Source organism: Candidatus Omnitrophota bacterium, assembly GCA_030650275.1.
Taxonomy (GTDB): Bacteria; Omnitrophota; Gorgyraeia; order Zapsychrales; family Fredricksoniimonadaceae; genus JACPXN01.
In genome coordinates this window covers 34,659-52,039 of record JAUSEK010000019.1, presented here as the reverse complement: position 1 = coordinate 52,039, position 17,381 = coordinate 34,659, and the positions used below count along the sequence as shown (strand labels likewise).

Annotated in this window: 12 protein-coding genes; all 12 read right to left on the bottom strand. The window is 40.6% G+C overall.

Annotated features, from left to right (window positions below; genetic code table 11):
* Positions 1-108: 108 nt before the first annotated feature.
* The gene (locus Q7K71_05130; GenBank protein MDO8675483.1) at positions 109-576 is read right to left on the bottom strand and encodes a helix-turn-helix transcriptional regulator; all 468 of its coding nucleotides are present in this window, start codon (positions 574-576) and stop codon (positions 109-111) included.
* A 7-nt stretch (positions 577-583) separates the two neighbouring features.
* Positions 584-1,279: a nucleotidyl transferase AbiEii/AbiGii toxin family protein gene (locus Q7K71_05125; protein MDO8675482.1), complete on the bottom strand. Its 696-nt coding sequence runs from the start codon at positions 1,277-1,279 to the stop codon at positions 584-586.
* A 246-nt stretch (positions 1,280-1,525) separates the two neighbouring features.
* Positions 1,526-2,068: an ORF6N domain-containing protein gene (locus Q7K71_05120; protein MDO8675481.1), complete on the bottom strand. Its 543-nt coding sequence runs from the start codon at positions 2,066-2,068 to the stop codon at positions 1,526-1,528.
* Between the two features lie 140 nt (positions 2,069-2,208).
* The gene (locus Q7K71_05115) at positions 2,209-2,556 is read right to left on the bottom strand and encodes a nucleotide pyrophosphohydrolase (protein ID MDO8675480.1); all 348 of its coding nucleotides are present in this window, start codon (positions 2,554-2,556) and stop codon (positions 2,209-2,211) included.
* A 31-nt stretch (positions 2,557-2,587) separates the two neighbouring features.
* Positions 2,588-4,087, bottom strand: coding sequence for a hypothetical protein (locus Q7K71_05110; protein MDO8675479.1), 1,500 nt, complete (start codon positions 4,085-4,087; stop codon positions 2,588-2,590).
* A complete protein-coding gene (locus Q7K71_05105; protein MDO8675478.1) occupies positions 4,050-7,130 on the bottom strand; it encodes a helicase-related protein in 3,081 nt (1,026 codons plus the stop codon). Before Q7K71_05105 ends, Q7K71_05110 begins: the two co-directional genes overlap by 38 nt.
* Before the next feature lie 386 nt (positions 7,131-7,516).
* Positions 7,517-9,163 (bottom strand): DUF262 domain-containing protein, encoded by a 1,647-nt coding sequence (locus tag Q7K71_05100; protein MDO8675477.1) that lies wholly within the window; start codon positions 9,161-9,163, stop codon positions 7,517-7,519.
* Between the two features lie 144 nt (positions 9,164-9,307).
* On the bottom strand, positions 9,308-12,448 hold the full coding sequence (locus Q7K71_05095; GenBank protein MDO8675476.1) for a type I restriction endonuclease subunit R: 3,141 nt from the start codon (positions 12,446-12,448) through the stop codon (positions 9,308-9,310).
* Positions 12,449-12,451: 3 nt separating this feature from the next.
* Positions 12,452-13,678 carry a restriction endonuclease subunit S gene (locus Q7K71_05090; GenBank protein ID MDO8675475.1) on the bottom strand — a complete coding sequence of 409 codons (1,227 nt, stop codon included), beginning with the start codon at positions 13,676-13,678 and terminating at the stop codon, positions 12,452-12,454.
* Complete coding sequence (locus tag Q7K71_05085) at positions 13,662-15,236, bottom strand: class I SAM-dependent DNA methyltransferase (GenBank protein ID MDO8675474.1); 1,575 nt, start codon at positions 15,234-15,236, stop codon at positions 13,662-13,664. The genes Q7K71_05090 and Q7K71_05085 overlap by 17 nt, the downstream gene beginning before the upstream one ends.
* A 55-nt stretch (positions 15,237-15,291) precedes the next feature.
* On the bottom strand, positions 15,292-16,347 hold the full coding sequence (locus tag Q7K71_05080) for a RelA/SpoT domain-containing protein (protein ID MDO8675473.1): 1,056 nt from the start codon (positions 16,345-16,347) through the stop codon (positions 15,292-15,294).
* 6 nt (positions 16,348-16,353) lie between these two features.
* Positions 16,354-17,370, bottom strand: a complete 1,017-nt coding sequence (moaA, locus tag Q7K71_05075) for a GTP 3',8-cyclase MoaA (protein ID MDO8675472.1) — start codon at positions 17,368-17,370, stop codon at positions 16,354-16,356.
* Positions 17,371-17,381: the final 11 nt, after the last annotated feature.

The following is a 17,381-nucleotide window of genomic DNA, read 5'->3' as shown; positions in this document are numbered from 1 at the left end:
AGCAAACTATGGCCGGGGAAGCCCTGCTTAACTAAGAATGATCCTAATGATTCCTGGTGCAGTTTTCAAAAACTTCCCTCACCCAAACCTCATAACGTGCCACTCGAATTAATTCAATTGAACGATCAGATCTTTATCAAAAACTTGGGCTATCCGTTTTAAGGTATCCAAGGTCAAATTCTCCCGGCCGGCTTCCAAACGGGAAACGTACTGCTGAATAACACCCAATCTTTTAGCCATTTCCTTTTGGGTATACCCCATATGGACCCTTAATTCTTTGATCCGTTGGGCAACACTTAATCGCTCTGGCGGGATACTCAACGTCTGTTCATAGATACCCTGCCAGAAACCCGCCCTCTCTCTTGCCCAGGCATCTTTTGCGATCCTTTTTCTGACAACAGGCCATTGACGGCAAAAAGCTTCTTTAGAAACATAACTAAAGGCCTCCTTGGGATCGTCGACACGGGAAAACAACTTCTCCGCATAAATGTAAAAACGCGGGTCTCTTTCATTATGCAGGATCTTCTTGACCCGCACCTTGTTCAGCGTTGTGTCCCACAACCAATTGATCTTCATAGATGCCTCACAACAGTTTTCCAGGGATCAGTTTTAATATTTGCCCATCCAAATACTTAAAAACCTTCCCCGTGTCCACCTTGGGAACCAGGTCCATCAAAGCCAATTTTGCTTCTGTCCGGTCAAACCCTCTGTACCAGGCTTCAAGGCGTTCTGTATGGTTGTACGCAAAATATTCAAAGAAAAAATCCGCCAACGACTTGTAATGAGAAGAAAGATAGTAAATATCAAACAGGTCTTTAACGCTTCGCCGGCCCGTGGCCACGACCTGCCCTGCCTCGCCTTGTTTTTCCTGGCCCCCTATCGCCGCACAGATCTTCCTGTAGTAAATATCATCCATGGAGTGCATACCGTTCTTGATTGGATGGACATTTGCGACATAATCCTTAACAAAATCTATCTTCAATACTTCACCACCCTTTAATTCCATAAAATAAACCTTCATCGGAATTAATTTAGGATCATCCTGCTCGGCATCCAGTTGATAATCAAATCCGGTTTCTTGGGAAATATAGGCCATGATCTTTTCCGGTGTTTTCTTGTCATACTTTTGGCTAAAAAAATCTAAATCCTCCGAGAAACGGTGCCGGACATAAAAAGCCAGCGCCGTGCCGCCGGTCAAGTAATAGTCCTTGAATTTGCGAGCGACTAATCCGGTGATTCTTTTCTGCTCTTTCTTTATATAGGCGATCTTGTTTTTCATCTTTGGCCTCACTGAAAGTATACTACTCATAAGTAGTATTGTCAAATTGTATCAAGAAGACTGATGCTCCGCATGGGGAGCCAAATTGGCACCTTGAAGAATCGTATCAATGTCCTCACTTGGAGGGGAATTTACCAAGCAGATCACGGCCGGGGAAGCCCTGCTTGACTAAGGATGATTCTAATGATTCCTGGCGCGGTTTTCAAATGTTAATTTCTCCAACCAACGGCTGGAGTTTTATATTTTTTACGGCTTCATTGGCGGATGAAACCCGATCGGTATCTTGGGCTTGGGCGGCTCTTCTTTTTTCTGCAGCAACCGCCTGATCGCCTCAAAAACCTCAACAAACTTCTTATCATGGTCTTTAAAATTCCGCTCCAGGTCTTCGATCTTGCGAGCCAGATCTTTGTGGGAAATAATCATCTCCCTCAATCTGGCAAAAGCCCGCATGATCTGTATATTAACCTCAACAGCTCGGTCACTATTTAACACGCTGGAAAGCATTGCTACACCGTAATCGGTAAATACATAAGGCAGGTACCGTCTTCCTCCCCAACTTGAGGTCGCAATTTGCGACCTCAAGTTTTCATATTCTTCCTGGGTCAATTGAAACATAAAATCTGCTGGAAACCTCTTTATGCCTCTCTTGACCTGTTCATTAAACCTTTTTGTCGGCACTCCGTATAATTCCGCTAGATCCCTATCCAGCATGACCTTCCGGCCCCGGATCAAAAAGATCTTGTTTTGAATGATCTCGACCGATGCGACAGTTTCTGATTTCTTGAACATGGAATACCCCCTTGTAGATTAAAAGTTAATAGATTTACTACAGGGGATTTTTGTCAAACAGACTACGGCCGGGGAAGCCCTGCTTGACTAAGGATGATTCTAATGATTCCTGGCGCGATTTTCAAATGTTTAATTTCTACCTAAAGATTGTTGTATTTCGTATGCCTGCCCCTGGCTTTCTCAACCGGGTATTTCAGGGCATTTTTCTTCATTTTGATATCAATGGCCTTTGACAAATCGATCCCGAGATTATCCGCGAGTTCAAATAAATACACGGCAACATCCGCCAGCTCATCCGAGATCTCGGACCTGCAGGCCTCGCCATGTTCCTTGACCTCTTGCGGCGATTTCCACTGGAAATGCTCCAGCACTTCTGCCGCCTCTAAGACCAAAGACAGCGCCACGTCCTTATGATTGTGGAATTGCTTCCAATCCCGCTCATCGCGGAATTTTCTTATTTTTGCGGTGATTGTTTTGATTTCTGCCATTAAAAATTAGCGCCTGTCACTCTATTTCTTTTTACCGCGTATCATCCCTATCCGGCCAATCCTGTATTGGTAAAGAAGGCGGATTATCCTCTGGAAAATCTTTCGGAAGCTTATATTCTCCCAACTTTGGTGCTGGAAAACTTAATCCATAAGCCACGGATAGGCGCCAAAAATCAGAAACCAAAGCACCCTCTAGATTGGGAGAACAGGACAACGCTGACAAGTTATAGGGCTTTTTAGAAACCGCCGATGAAGCAAGCGGCGATGAACTAAAAAGAAAATTCATGCCTTTGGCCAAGGCAATCTTTGCTCCTCCTCCTGCGAGAAAAACAATCTTTATATCATCCAAACTCTCTCTTCTTTGTTTCCTCAATTTGATATGAGCAGATCTCCAAGGTCTTTTATACTCATCACTTCTAATAAAAGCCCTAATCCTCTTTCTTATTCTTAAGAACACATCCTCCTGAAGCCCGGTTGAAATTTCCTTAAAATTCTCGAAAGCTCTATAAACTTCACCCAACGAATCATCATGTCCTTGTTTCCTCAAAGCTTTCACAACTAATTTCTCTAATTGATACATGCCCATAGGTATAGCATCTGATGACAACCACACAGCACGCTCTTTCAAACCTCGGTCAAGTCTAAAAATCGATACGTCGGTTGTTCCCGAACCAATATCAATAAGAGCGTACAAGCCTGCCTCCCTATCCGCAGACTTACGATAACCAACCAGTTCTGCGACAGCCTCAGGAATAGCAAAAACATTCATTTGAGTTTCATCATATACACACTGGCTTTTTAATTCACTGGCAAGACGTAATAAACTGCGCGACTCACCTTTCTCTCGTTCCCAAAATCTGTAGAGTTCCTGAGCTACAGCCAACATTTTTTCAAAGTCTTTTCTTACGAGATTATCTTCAGCATAATCGATAGGAATACACACATTATAATTAATATGCAATTCTCTGCCTACATATTGACGCTTTAGAAAATCTCTGCATCGGTGCATCATATAGGCAACATAAAGAGACGTAACTTCTGATACTCCAACGCCCTCCTTATCAAGACCTAATAGTTGTAAATTTTCCTTGAAATGAGATGCGGAAACTTTGTCAACAAAATCCTCATTCTGAACTGACGCTAAGAGTGTTTTAAAATTTCTTAACCCTAATCCCCATTTTCCTGCTTCTACAGCCTCACCTGCCTCTTCACCTATATATATCCGATTTTGCTCATCACCAATAAGAACTGAAGGAATAACGTATGAAGGAAAAGACTTTAACTGATGTTTAAAATCAATTAAGTAAACCTTCTCCCTTCCATCTTGGATTTGATAACACGCTTTAGAACAACTTGTTCCAAAATCAATACCAACATGAATGGGAAGCTTCCCAGATGATGTCTTGATAATTGCAGGCGCAGCGGCAGGACTTTCGGTCTGATCTTCCGGTTTGACTTTCTGACCAGATAACGACTTTTTTTGAAAAAAAACTCTACACGATCTCCAGAATCCCTGCAGCAATTTCAACATGCGAACAACTGACGCTCCGTTTGGTCTCCTCCAAAGTGATGCCAGCCTCCATTTGATTTCTATATTTCCTAATCTCCCCCTCTAGCATCGTAAGATAACTCTTTTTCTTATTCCCCTGAATACCCCTTTCTAATAATTTCTGTTTCTGTTTAATCTTCTTTTCAAAATTTAATCGAATACTGGCTACTCGACCTTCAATCAAAAGGTTATTGCTCCGTTCCGCATCAGATTTTCTTTGTTCCTTATTCTTTAAAAATGTCCCTAGCGCCATACGATGGGACTGATCCAAATAACCTGGATCAATAGAAAAAGAGCTTCCATCTTCCGATCTCCGCCCGCTCTCTAGCATCTCACCTAACAAAACCTCGGAATCTTCTCCTGGGCAAATCTCATTAAGGGTTTCATCAATAAAAACTGTCTCAATCGTGTTGGTGTGTCGCGCCGCTTCGATTTTAAGTCGGAATACATAAAAAAAATATTTCCCCTTAGGCGCAATATTCGTATCAAGTTTAACAAAATAAGCATTATTGTGATGAATCGGATTTTCTTGATAATACCTTAAGATAAGAGCTGTTAGTGGATGCGTATTATTTAGAAACTCTATACTGGGATTCTGCAAAGCCGTATCAGAATCAAAGGTAATTTCAACCCCATCCGTAGAATAAAATCTTGATAAATCATGTGACTTTTCACATTTTGAGATAAAACCTTGCAACGCTTGATCAGCCACAATCTTCCCTAGGCAAGTCTTTTCGGAATATTCAAAGCGAGTCTTTGGGAAGAACCGCTCTAAAAAATAAAGAATAAACTTTTTCAACTGCTGCGGAGTTATATATCTTCTTGTTTTCTGTATTCTTGCAATCTCATCTTCAAAATAAGTATCTACCCCAATAAATTTTGCCGATTTTTCCTCCAGCTCACGCATCTCCCGTTCTTTCTTCTCCAAAATCAATGCCTTGCGTTCAACAAGATCCTCCTGCTCTTTAGCAGAAAGCTCTTTGGTCAACACCTCAGTAACAAGTTCCTGGATCTGCGCGCCCATAATAGGCTCCAATCCTCCTATCGAACGTTCAAAAATCCCGATCCGTTCATAAAGCCGCATAAGCACCCGATCCTCTATTGTATCCGCCAAAGACATGTTATAAATTCTGATCTTTTGGGAGCGCTGCCCAATACGATCAAGGCGTCCTATTCTCTGCTCAACCTCCATTGGGTTCCATGGAAGATCATAATTAACCATGGTATCGCAAAATTGAAAATCTAAACCTTCACTGCCGACCCTTGATGACAACAACACTTCTATAGAAGAATTTTCGTCCTTAAATTGATTAATCAATGCCGCTCGCTCTTTATAAGGCACGTCTCCTGAAATAATAAGATTTTTTATCCCCGCAGCTTTCAATTTTTTAGAAAGATAACGTAAGGTTGCCTTATAAAAAGCAAAAACCATTATTTTGAGCTTCCCATCCTCTTTCTTTAACTTCTGAATAGCCTCCATAAACTTTTGAAATTTCGTATCTTCAGTAGACCCTCCCCAAGTGTTAATAATTTCCAAAAGATTATTACGCGCCAATTCAAAACCTGAGCTTTTTGACTCTGTTTTCTCATCACTCTCATCATCTAGAGGATCATCATCCTCAACTTCAGAATTATCTAAATGCTGCTTATAATGCTCCACCATAGCTGATATACACGAAGCCGTACGTCTTAACGGATTGATCAGCATCCATCCAATCACCCTTGAATCAATGCCCCGCCTCTTTGCATCCGCCCGCACAAAGGCCTCTACAGCCTTATAAAACACCTTCTCCTTATCAGATAGATCCACCTTCACAGTTTTAGCCTGTCGTAACACGATCTTTTCTTTAACATCTCTCTTGCGAGTGCGATTTAGAATATGTCCTAGAAAGTTTAATTCCGACACATTCCTCTGAATATCGACTAACTGGCGACGATATTCTGGCAATCGCTGATCAACTGCCTTGAGCTGCTTCATCCGATCAATAACATCCAAACAAAGATTATGCTGATAAGGCTTCCTTGCCTTATCTAAATCCGCAAAAAAATCGGTTAACAACTCCCCAGCTCTTTCAAGATCTGCGGGAATATGGCTCAAACATGTTTGGGCCAAGACAACAGGTTCATTTTGAGTAAAGAGTTCCTCCGAAACTTGATGATTTGAAAAGTTCTCATCATCTAAAATATGCAATAAATTAAAAAGATCTCTATTCCCCATTTGCACTGGGGTTGCCGTTAACATAACCATAGCATCTGCAAAATCGCTCAAAACTTTTCCAGTCCTATGGTTCAGCGTTGTCTGATTTCGCATATGATGCGCTTCATCAATGATCACCAAATCAAATGCAGGACCGATCTCTTCTATTCGTTCAACTACACCCCTGTAGCGAATAGTTTCAAGTGGAATAATAACCTTCAAGGACTGAACCGCATAAGACTCCTCAAGCTTATCCAAGAAACGCATGAGGTCTGGCCGACGCCAAATATTAAATTCTTCCCCAAAGCGATGTTCCATTTCCATCTTCCATTTGTCTTTCAGACCTGACGGGCAAACGACAAGAATCCGTTGGAGATTTTGCCTCGCTTTTAATTCCTGAAAAATAAGACCCGCCTCAATAGTTTTACCAAGACCTACCTCATCCGCAATAAGAACGCGATTGTTGAAAGAATCCAGAAACTTGAGAAGTGGCTTGAACTGATACGGATAAAAATTGGTTCGGGAGGCATTAAATGAATAAAGGTTATTTGTAAGGATATTAATCTTAGAAAGCTTCTGATAAAGGATGTTCAACTGAAATTCTTCGAAAAATCCCAAGTGCCCCAGCCTTAAGACATCCACTGGCGAAACCCCCTCTATGTGGGGCCGAATATCAAACTCTGAAAGAACCGGACGTTCTTCTCCATCAAAAAAAACTTTATAATATTGAATTCCACCATGTAAAACATCCACATCAACAATAACCCCGATACGACTGGAGTCGTTTGTACGCTGAACCTGGTCGCCTTTGTTGAATTTAGGAATCATCGCGAGTCTTTATATAGTTTAGGTCTGTTGCATTTTTCATATAAAAACTCAATTTCTTACAAAATAACTTCTTCCCTCACCAAAATAACTATCATAAATGTGTCAATAAATGACCTCACACTTTGATTCAAAAAGATCGCAACCATAACGTTGCGATAATTCATCCGAGACCCGGCCAATAGCCACACGGACAGCTGCTCGCGTTTGTTGTCTTTTACACCAATCAAGCACTCACTGCCCATGTTTAAGCGTCGCAAGTAAACTCTTAGCTACTTTCTTGACCTCTTGCGGCGATTTCCACTAGAAATGCTCCAGCACCTCCGCCGCCTGCAAAACTAGGGACAACGCCACATCCTTATGATTGTGAAATTGTTTCCAACTGAATCCTATTTCAATCGGCCATTTTGTAGGCGATTAAGCGTTTTTTCAAACAGCTTAAATCTACGCCATAAAAAACTCTGATAACTACGCGCAAACTTACTCTGTTTCGCCCGCATCCCTTTTTCTTTAAAGGCACGCTCATATCTGCGAAGATCTTTCAAATTTCTAAATGGCAGCAGCTGACTGGAAAAATATTTTTCGACTATGCTAGCATTTGCTCCAATATCGTCAATCTGTTCTTGTAACCACTCCGATGGTAAACGATTCTTTTTTCTGCTATTCTCGTCTCCATTCAAAAAATGAATATTCAATATATTATTGATTTCTTGTCCAGAGATACCTTTTCGATATAAATCATAAGGGAAAAAATGGTCATCTTCTGGTTTATGCTGGCCGGATTCAACATCATCCCGACTTATCTTTTTTCCATTTATAAAAATTGGGGTTTGTTGCCAAAGAGCCTGTTTAATAATATTACGGTAAGTCGAACGACCAGCACGTATATCAACACCTTTAACTTTCGCAAATATTTTTATATCCGCTGGGGAGATTTTCAAGTCGCGATTATGCTCAGCCAAATCACGCATCTTCTTAGCATCCATGCCAATATGTTGCGAGTAGCCAGAACCGATATACCGATTAGAAAGTGACGATCGCCAGAACCATTTTCTCAACTCAGTTGCCTGCTTCTTAGTAGGTGCTCTTTTTCGATAGTAAGAAAATACCGCTAAAATCGTAATCATTGTCTGCGAAGGCAAATCGCTAAGGGAAACGATCTCATATTCTTCTTTTAAATGAGTAACTGCGCGGGCCACTGAATCTACGACATCTTTAAAAATCTTGTTATATGTGTTACTTGTATGCTGATGAACTTCTTCGGCTATCTTTTTTAGCGTAGTAATTCCTATCTCGACTGTTTGTTGCTTCCGTTTCTCTAACTGTAAAATTATCGCGAAAACATGTATAAAGATAACAGTGTCTATTCCGCTGGTAAGAGCTTCTCTGTTTTGCCTTTTCCATGTTCTCAAAATTTTACCAATATTGGAATGCTGATTCCAAGTCTCTGATAAGAATATTGATTCCGTTGAAATACGAGTGCCCGCCTGATTGATACGCTCAAATACTTCTATCGCGTGGTGATAGTCGTTCAATGAAATAGTTATTACAGGCACCCGATAGCTATTTCGAACGAGACGAGAGAATTTATTAAAATCCAATTCACACGAACTTTCCCGAGCATATTCCAGAACCGGTCCCTTTTTGTTTCTGTCGATATAAAACTTCTCGAAGTCAATAACTTGACGTTCGCGATTATCGCAGGTTTCATGAAACTTATCTTTCACACGAGGCTCAACAAATTTCTTTTGGCGACAAAGGTAATATATACTTGCCATTCTCTGTTGCCCATCTAATATCAAGAACTTTCTTTGAGGCAATTTTTCACCATCCAAAGTTCGGGCATCGATATGCTTGTTTGTTTCCCAAAGAATAAAACTACCCACAGGATATTGTTTTATGAGACTATCGAAAAGCTTCTTAACCTGTCCCGTTTTCCAGACAAACCCGCGCTGAAACTCTGGGACAGCAACATGCTTCGACTCGATAAAACGAACGAGTTCCTTGAGATTATATTTTCTTATTTTCGTTCCCAATTTATACCGCCCTTACCAAATCACGTCCATTTCGCTAAACACTCATAGTGTTCATCTTAAAAAAATTAGCGCCTGTTACTATTTCTAATAAAAAATCCTTAATAAATTAATAAAAGAACTGGCACTTAAAATAGGACCCTATTTTTATAATTCACTATATTTCTTGAAATTCTCGGCCTGTTCAAATATTTCTTTAAAAACTTCATCTTTGGGTACTGGGGGGTAACCATGTTCAGCGAGAACTAAAATCAAATCCATCTTTAATTCTGCTTTGATGTCATCACGATGAGACCAATCAGTATATTTCGCTTTATCGTCCACAATCTTTTTAACTGCTTGTGAAAGTACAATCAATTTATCTTCGGGATATTCAAACTTGTATTTCAGTGCAATGGCTTTCAGAATGTCATAAAATGCCTTTTCTTCAAAATCAATTCCTAAATCCATGAATGAGTTGCGCTCCTTCTGCAAATCTCTATACAGCTTCGCAAACTGTTCGGCTACATCGTCCAACACATCGCTTTGCATTGCCTGAAAATCTTTTCTTTCATTATACAGATCAACCAGCTTTTTCATCTTCTTGGTAAAATCAACACCTTTAATTCTGTTTACCTTCTTAAATTCCTCAATTGCTTGAATCAGCAATTTCTGAAGCAACTTGATTTTAGTATTCGGCAATGTAATTTTCTCTATCTTTGCCATGTATTCATCGCTGAAAATATCTGTACTGTTCTTTGGGTCGTTCTTATCTAGCTTGAAAATCTCTTCTACGCCATCGCTGATCAAGGCCTCTTTAATCATTTCCCTCACTTTGTCATTCATCTGTGCCGTATCGGGCGCATCGCCTTTTGTTAATTTGTGGATAATGGCTTTAACGGCAAAATAAAAATGGATGTGGTCTCTTTCTTTAGCGCTAAGCCCTTCGCTGCTGCAGCAAAGGCTATACGCAGATCGTAACTTCTTGGTTAATCCAATAAAACGCTTTTCCATTTCATCTGTCAACTGGACAAACTCTGCTGCGTTATTAAGGCAACTTAGCTGCTGCATTGCTGTCCCGTTAAAGAAAGGTTGTAGATCAAACTTGTGAAAGAGCTTTGCAAGCAAGTCCAGCTGATCTTTTACAATTACAACCGCTTTGCCTACATCTTCAAAATCATCACTACCAACTTTTGTATATTTCGCCAAAGCAATATTCATATTGGTTTTAATTCCAATGTAGTCCACCACCAATCCCGCTTCTTTGCCTTCGTACACACGATTCACTCGGGAGATTGTTTGTATCAATGAATGTTGCTGAATGGGCTTATCGATATACATAGTATCTAAAAATGGAACATCAAAGCCGGTTATCCACATATCAACGACTATTGCAATTTTGAAATTCGATTTTGTAATCTTAAATTGCCGGTCTAGCTCTTTTCTGCTTTCTTTTGTTCCAAGCATGTCATACAGCTCTTTTGGATCATCTCTATGCCGAGTCATGACCATTTTGATTTTCTCAATGGGCTTTAGCTCTCTCTTTTCTTCTGCAGTCAATTCTACGCCTTCCTCGCATTCTTTTGCTTCAGCCCACTCTGGTCGTAAGGCAATGATTTCTTTATACAAATCGTAAGCAATGGGGCGGCTACTGGCTACAAACATTGCTTTGCCTCTTATGGTAGATCCTTCTTCAATGCGCTTTTCGTAATGTTCCACAAAGTCTGCGGCTACTAATTTCAATCGCTTTGGGTCGCCCAAAATAACTTCCATTTGCGTAACGACTCTTTTACTTTCTTCCACCTGATATTCATTCGCGCCTTCTTCCGAACACTTCTTGTAATATTCTTCAATCTCTTTCAGTTTCTGCTCATTGAGTAATACTTTAGCGGCTCTGCCTTCATAAACGATTCTAACGGTAATTTCATCGTTCACTGATTCCTTCATGGTGTAGGCATCTACTACCTCACCAAACACATCGAGCGTTGCATCAATAGGCGTACCGGTGAAGCCCACGTAAGTAGCCTGTGGTAAAGAATCGTGCAGGTACTTGGCAAAGCCGAATTTCTTAGCTACCCCTTGATCGGTAACTTCTATTCTTTGGTCAAGGTTGATCTGTGAACGGTGCGCTTCGTCTGAAATACAAATCACATTTGATCTATCGGTGAGCAACTCAGTGCTTTCTGTAAACTTGTGAATGGTGGTAAGAAAAACACCGCCACTTTTTCTGTTCTGTAACAGTGTTTTAAGTTCGGCACGGGTTTCTACGCTGATGACATTTTCATCGCCAATAAAACTTTTGGCATTGGTAAATTGTGTTGATAGCTGGTCGTCTAAATCAGTTCGATCGGTGATCAATACAATGGTCGGGCTTGCAAAGTGTGGGCTTTTCATGAGCAACCGCGTGAGATATAGCATGGTGAAACTTTTGCCGCAGCCAGTTGCCCCGAAATAAGTTCCGCCCTTTCCGCTTCCGTGTGGTCGCATATTCAACTTAACGCTATCAAACAATTTGTTAGCGGCGTAGTATTGCGGATAGCGGCATACAATCTTTATATCGTCTTTAGCTGTGTCAGGGAAATAAATGAAGTTACGAATTACATCTTTTAGGCGCTGTTTGTTAAACAAGCCCTGCACCATGCTATAAAGCGAATTGATGCCATCTACCGCTTCATCTTCAGGATTTACTTTCCGCCATGCGTAAAAGAAATCATATTGAGCAAAAAGAGAGCCTATTTTGTTATTCACGCCATCGCTTATTACACAAAAAGCATTGTATTTAAACAACTCTGGAATATCCCTACGGTAGCGAACCGTTAACTGAGTGTAGGCATCTTTGACGGTGGTATTTTCTTTTACTGCGCTTTTAAATTCGATTACTACTAATGGCAAGCCATTGATATAAACAATGCCGTCAGGGATACGTTTTTCGTAACCTAATATTTCCAATTGGTTCACGAACTTATAAATGTTATTGTCTGTTACAAAGTCTATCAGATGAATGCGGAGATCCTTCTTACTACGGTCTGCCCTCTTTATTGTAAAGCCATCTGCCAATAATTTTATGATGGCTTTATTACTTTCGTATAAAGCTGAACTTGGAAAAAAGTCTAAACTACGGATGATGCTTTCAATTTCCTGCTGAGTAATATCTTCAGCAGCGTATTGATTGAGCAAAAACTTCTTCAAATCATCGCGAAGCAAGACATCACTCATTTCTTTATGAATGGTCTCACCTTTGCAGTGCGGGATTTGTTGCCCTGCAAATAGCTCAATGACGGCTTTTTCTAATGATTCCTCGTTGAACATTTTTTAATTCTCTATAGTCGCAAGTTTTGAAAGCAATAAATTCTTTACTGTTTTAAGAGCATTGTTTTCTTTTACTTTTAAATAAATATTATTAACAATCTTCCCAGCACATTCTTCAAATTGTATAAAAATATTATTGGAAGGAATCAAAATAGGAATTGTCCTTAAAAAGTCTAATGTTACATAGTTTTGAGTGCTTCCTAATAAACTTGATTGAATGTGTAACTTCAAATAGTCACTCTTTAAGAAATAAAGAATGTATTCTGCGACTTCTTTTCTCTCAGATGTCTTAAAAAGCCCCACATTTTTAATTGCAAAATTTATATTGTCATATAAAACATAATTAACTAAACCAATCGTGCCAATCATACTAAAAAGAATGTCGTGCTTATCAACTTTGCTCCGTTTATTAGCTTGATTGAAATCTTCTGCGCTAATATTATAGGTTTCATTCAAAGAAAGGTCGTATAGATTCAAGTGCGTTGAAGTAACCAAGGGATGACCAACCTCTGTAGGTTCGGGTGAATCATGTGTGCCATCTTTTACCGTTACTAGCTTTGAAATTACATCAACTTTCCACCCCTTTGGGATTTCTCTTTCTAATTTTTCATTAAATTCCATTTCACCATTATTGGATCTGTAGGGCTTTCTACTCTCATTAGGAAATTCAAAATCAACAAACCATTGCTTGTAAATTGCCTGTGCTGTTTCTTCTAATTTCTGAATAAACTGACTGTTGAAAGCTATGCGTTTTACAATGGCGTTGTATTCTTTTACAATTTCTTTTTGTTTTGCAGGGTGGGGAACTTTAATAGGAATATCACAAAATGTTTCCCATGATATGCCTCCTCTGACATCTCCACCACTTATAAAACCAATGTATCTATCATTCTCCGGACGGCATAACCACATAAATAAATATTCTGACAATAGAATCTTGTTGTCTATTGGTTCAAAAACATAATAAGCAGACGAAACGATGGCAGGTTCATCATTTTTATATAAATCCACAGGAAGCTTTTCATCTCTTCCTACACTCATCAACTTACAAGCAAGTTGTCCTTTCTTTAGAATCTTATAAACGGACATATCTGTATCAACAATATTAGCAACGGAAGAAATAAATGTTTTCTCCATACTTACGCCAATAAGTTTGGTAATAGCCAAATCACTATTTCTTTCATTTACTTCCTTAATATACTGACCAAGTTTGTTATAATTTAATTTCATAGCCCAATTCTTTAAAAACGATTAATAGATCTTTCTTCGACTCTTCTTCGATTTTCAGCAGGTTGGCAAATTCCGTTTGTAAACTCTGCATCTTATCGTCAAAGTCAATATTCTCATCACGATTTACAAACTCAATATACTTGCTTGGTACCAGTGAGAAATCTTTCTTCTCTATTTCCTCAAATGATACGCTGCGGCAAAACTCTGGCGTATTCTGATATGTTTTCTCAAAACCAGCCTGTTGCCAATTATGAAAGGTATCGGTTATTTGCTTAATAGCGGTTTCTGAAAACTGCACGAATTTCTTTTCAAAAGGTTCCCCCACCTTTCTTAAATCAAAAAATAAGATTTCTCTCTCTCGGTTGCGATATTTCTTAATTTCACCATTTAGTTCAATAGTTCTTGCTTTTTTATTTCTATTCATAAACCAAAGTGTAACGCTAATTGGTGTTGTATAAAACATGCCTTTAGGTAAAACCATGATTGCTTCCACCAAATTATTCTCGATCAATTTTCTGCGAATAGCTTTCTCCGTTCCGTCGGCACTCAATGCACCATTCGCCAAAACAAAACCAGCCGCACCGTTTTCAGATAGTTTACTCACCATGTTTAGAATCCACGCATAGTTAGCATTGCTTGTTGGCGGAACATCGTAGCCAGCCCATCGCGGATCGTTAGTAAGTTCGTTGTCTGCCCGCCACTGGCTTTGATTGAAAGGTGGGTTAGCCATGATGTAATCGGCTTTCAGATCTTTGTGCTGATCACGAAAGAAAGTATTCTCTGCCACATCGCCTAGGTTGGCACTGATGCCCCGAATGGCTAAATTCATTTTTGCCAACTTGTAAGTAGTGGTAATTGCTTCCTGCCCGTAGATGGAAATGTCTTTTTTATTTCCGTGATGGCTTTCAATAAACTTCATGCTCTGCACAAACATGCCGCCCGAACCGCAACAAGGGTCATAAATCTTCCCTTTGTAAGGCTCAATCATCTCTGCAATCAGGTTTACAATACTCTTGGGAGTGTAGAATTCTCCTTTGCCTTTTCCTTCTGCAATGGCGAACTTACTCAAGAAGTATTCATACACCCTGCCTACAATGTCCTGCTGCTTGTCTTTAAGGGTGTTAATATTGTTGATGGTGTCGAGCAAAGCCGCCAGCTTGCTTCCATCCAGATTCATTCGTGAATAATAATTGTCAGGCAAAGCGCCTTTGAGAGCAGGGTTGTTCTTCTCAACGGTAAAAAGGGCTGTATCAATCTTTATGGCAATGTCGTCTTGCTTGGCATTTCCGATCAAATAACTCCAGCGTGAGATTTCAGCTAGATAGAACACATTCTTGCTGGTGTAAAACTCCACCATGTCTAAATACTTCTTTTTGCCCTCGGCAATCAATTCCTGCTTGCGTTCCTCAAACTTGTCGCTGGCAAACTTCAGGAATATCAGTCCCAGCACCACATGCTTGTATTCTGATGGCTCAACCGAACCACGGAGCTTATTTGCCGAATCCCACAAGGTTTCTTCAATACTTTTAATGTTCTTCTTTCTTTGTTTTTCAGTCATTATGCTTTCTCCCTTAACAAATCCGCTGGGCATTATTGATCAGAATTACTATTTCTTATAGTTTTCCAACTAATGTCTCAATTTCATCTAACCTTTGAACAAAATTCTTGGTATCCAAGAAATAATTAGGATAGGCCCGCTTTAATGTTTCAATATTTCCCGCTGAAACAAGAACAATTTGCAACTTTTCACCTTTTAAAATACGCTGCTCTTTCTTGGAATATTCCTCATTAGCTAACTCAACCTGATCCCGCCCAAATGATCGAAGGCTAACAGTTTTCTCAGCAGGATTTAATTCGATTAAATGATAATGGTAGCTACTGGTTTTCTCATCAGTCAAAATATGATTTGCAACAATAGAGAAAGCACTTAATTTATGACGTACACCAAGCCCTTTAGCCGCCTGTACAACCTCCAGAAATGTTTCACGTTTTGATAAATGCCCATACTCAGGAACTGGTGTTGTTTCTTCTAAATGCGCAAATGCTGATCCTACTAAAGCAAAAAACTTAAGCCATCTTCTTGGTCCTTCGCTTGCTTTTAATGAAAATTCTAAAAATGTATCAATTGTCTCTACCGCTGTTGCCCAGGCGTGTTGTAAATCAGTTCTAATTTGAAGTTCGAGCAATAAACCATCGTATACAGGCACTTTTTTATTACGATATTTATAAATAATATGAACCCCCCGATACCCTGATTTCTTGGGGGAGAGAATATAATCATCTTTACTTACAAAAAAATGCTCAAATCGGCTTTTAGCATAATTACTCTCCAAAGCACGAAGTTGCTCTAAATTCCTAACCACTGCTCTTAGTCCTCCAATATCTTGCATTCTTGAAAGCTGCATATGCTTAAATCTTTTCAATTTTCTAATAATTGAAGGTGTTCTTTTTAAACGTTGCGCGACGATAGCTTTAGGAACTCCAATCGCAACAAGCTTCTTCCTTAAAGTAGATTGAAAAGTATTAATTGGATACCCGTGACAAGAACGCCAATTATTGAGTATTCGAAATGCCATTACCTGTTGTAATGGAGAGGTAGGGTTAATTAATGTTTCCCCGGCCTTACTGACTTGGCTTTTTGTAAACTCTGGTATTGGCCAATTATTCATTTCTCATCATCCACCTATATGATACATCTCAACCTTAGGAATATTCCTATTAGATTGGCGATGTTCGGACCGCAGTTCGGAATAACGGTCTTCGCGCTTCATCCAGGTGACGCGGATGAGATGGGCCAGGAAGGCATCGTCGGCGCCGTTGCGCAGGTTCGCCAGCAGGTCGGTGCCGTGGGTGGCAAAAAGGCAGGTGTACATTTTGCCGTCGGCGGAGAGGCGCAGGCGGTTACAGGTGCCGCAAAAAGCGTGGCTGACCGAGGAAACAAACCCGATCTCCCCCTGCCCGTCCTTGAAACGGTAGCGCTCGGAGGTTTCCCCGTCCTGGGTGCCGTCAAAGCGTTCCAAAGGATAGACGTCCTGGATCATTTGGACAATTTCGGACGAAGGCACCACATACTTGTATTCCCAGCGGTTTTGATTGCCCACGTCCATGTATTCAATGAAACGCAGGACGTGGCCGGTGCCGCGGAAATGCCGCACCAGGTCCAGAATGGTATGGTCATTGACCCCGCGTTGGATGACGACATTGAATTTGATGCGTTTAAAACCGGCCGCCTCGGCGGCTTTGATGCCGTCCAGCACATCCTCCACCTTGCCCCGATTGCCGTTCATTTGCTTAAAGACGTCCGGGTCCAAGGTATCCAAACTCACGGTCAGGCGTTTGAGGCCCGCGGCTTTTAAGCGCCCTGCCCATTCGGCCAGCATGGAACCGTTGGTGGTCAGGGCCAGGTCTTCTACCCCTTCAATGGTGGATAATTTGCGGACCAGTTCGTCAATGTTGGGCCGCAACAAGGGCTCGCCGCCGGTGAGGCGCAGTTTTTTGACGCCTAAAGAAACAAAAACGCGCGCCAGCCGATCAATTTCATCAAAGGACAGCCATTCGTTTTTGTTCAGAAATTCGTAGGTGCGGTGGAACTGTTCCGCGGGCATGCAGTACGGACAGCGAAAATTGCAGCGGTCAATGACGGAGATGCGCAGGTCTCTTAGTGGGCGATTAAGTTGATCGAGTGTGGACATAGTGTCTGGAT

What these genes read in the sequence shown, in the direction of transcription:
- Q7K71_05130 (MDO8675483.1), bottom strand. Translation starts at nt 576, where the DNA reads ATGAAGATCAATTGGTTGTGGGACACAACGCTGAACAAGGTGCGGGTC.
- Q7K71_05125 (MDO8675482.1), bottom strand. Translation starts at nt 1,279, where the DNA reads ATGAAAAACAAGATCGCCTATATAAAGAAAGAGCAGAAAAGAATCACC.
- Q7K71_05120 (MDO8675481.1), bottom strand. Translation starts at nt 2,068, where the DNA reads ATGTTCAAGAAATCAGAAACTGTCGCATCGGTCGAGATCATTCAAAAC.
- Q7K71_05115 (MDO8675480.1), bottom strand. Translation starts at nt 2,556, where the DNA reads ATGGCAGAAATCAAAACAATCACCGCAAAAATAAGAAAATTCCGCGAT.
- Q7K71_05110 (MDO8675479.1), bottom strand. Translation starts at nt 4,087, where the DNA reads ATGTTGAAATTGCTGCAGGGATTCTGGAGATCGTGTAGAGTTTTTTTT.
- Q7K71_05105 (MDO8675478.1), bottom strand. Translation starts at nt 7,130, where the DNA reads ATGATTCCTAAATTCAACAAAGGCGACCAGGTTCAGCGTACAAACGAC.
- Q7K71_05095 (MDO8675476.1), bottom strand. Translation starts at nt 12,448, where the DNA reads ATGTTCAACGAGGAATCATTAGAAAAAGCCGTCATTGAGCTATTTGCA.
- Q7K71_05090 (MDO8675475.1), bottom strand. Translation starts at nt 13,678, where the DNA reads ATGAAATTAAATTATAACAAACTTGGTCAGTATATTAAGGAAGTAAAT.
- Q7K71_05085 (MDO8675474.1), bottom strand. Translation starts at nt 15,236, where the DNA reads ATGACTGAAAAACAAAGAAAGAAGAACATTAAAAGTATTGAAGAAACC.
- Q7K71_05080 (MDO8675473.1), bottom strand. Translation starts at nt 16,347, where the DNA reads ATGAATAATTGGCCAATACCAGAGTTTACAAAAAGCCAAGTCAGTAAG.
- moaA (MDO8675472.1), bottom strand. Translation starts at nt 17,370, where the DNA reads ATGTCCACACTCGATCAACTTAATCGCCCACTAAGAGACCTGCGCATC.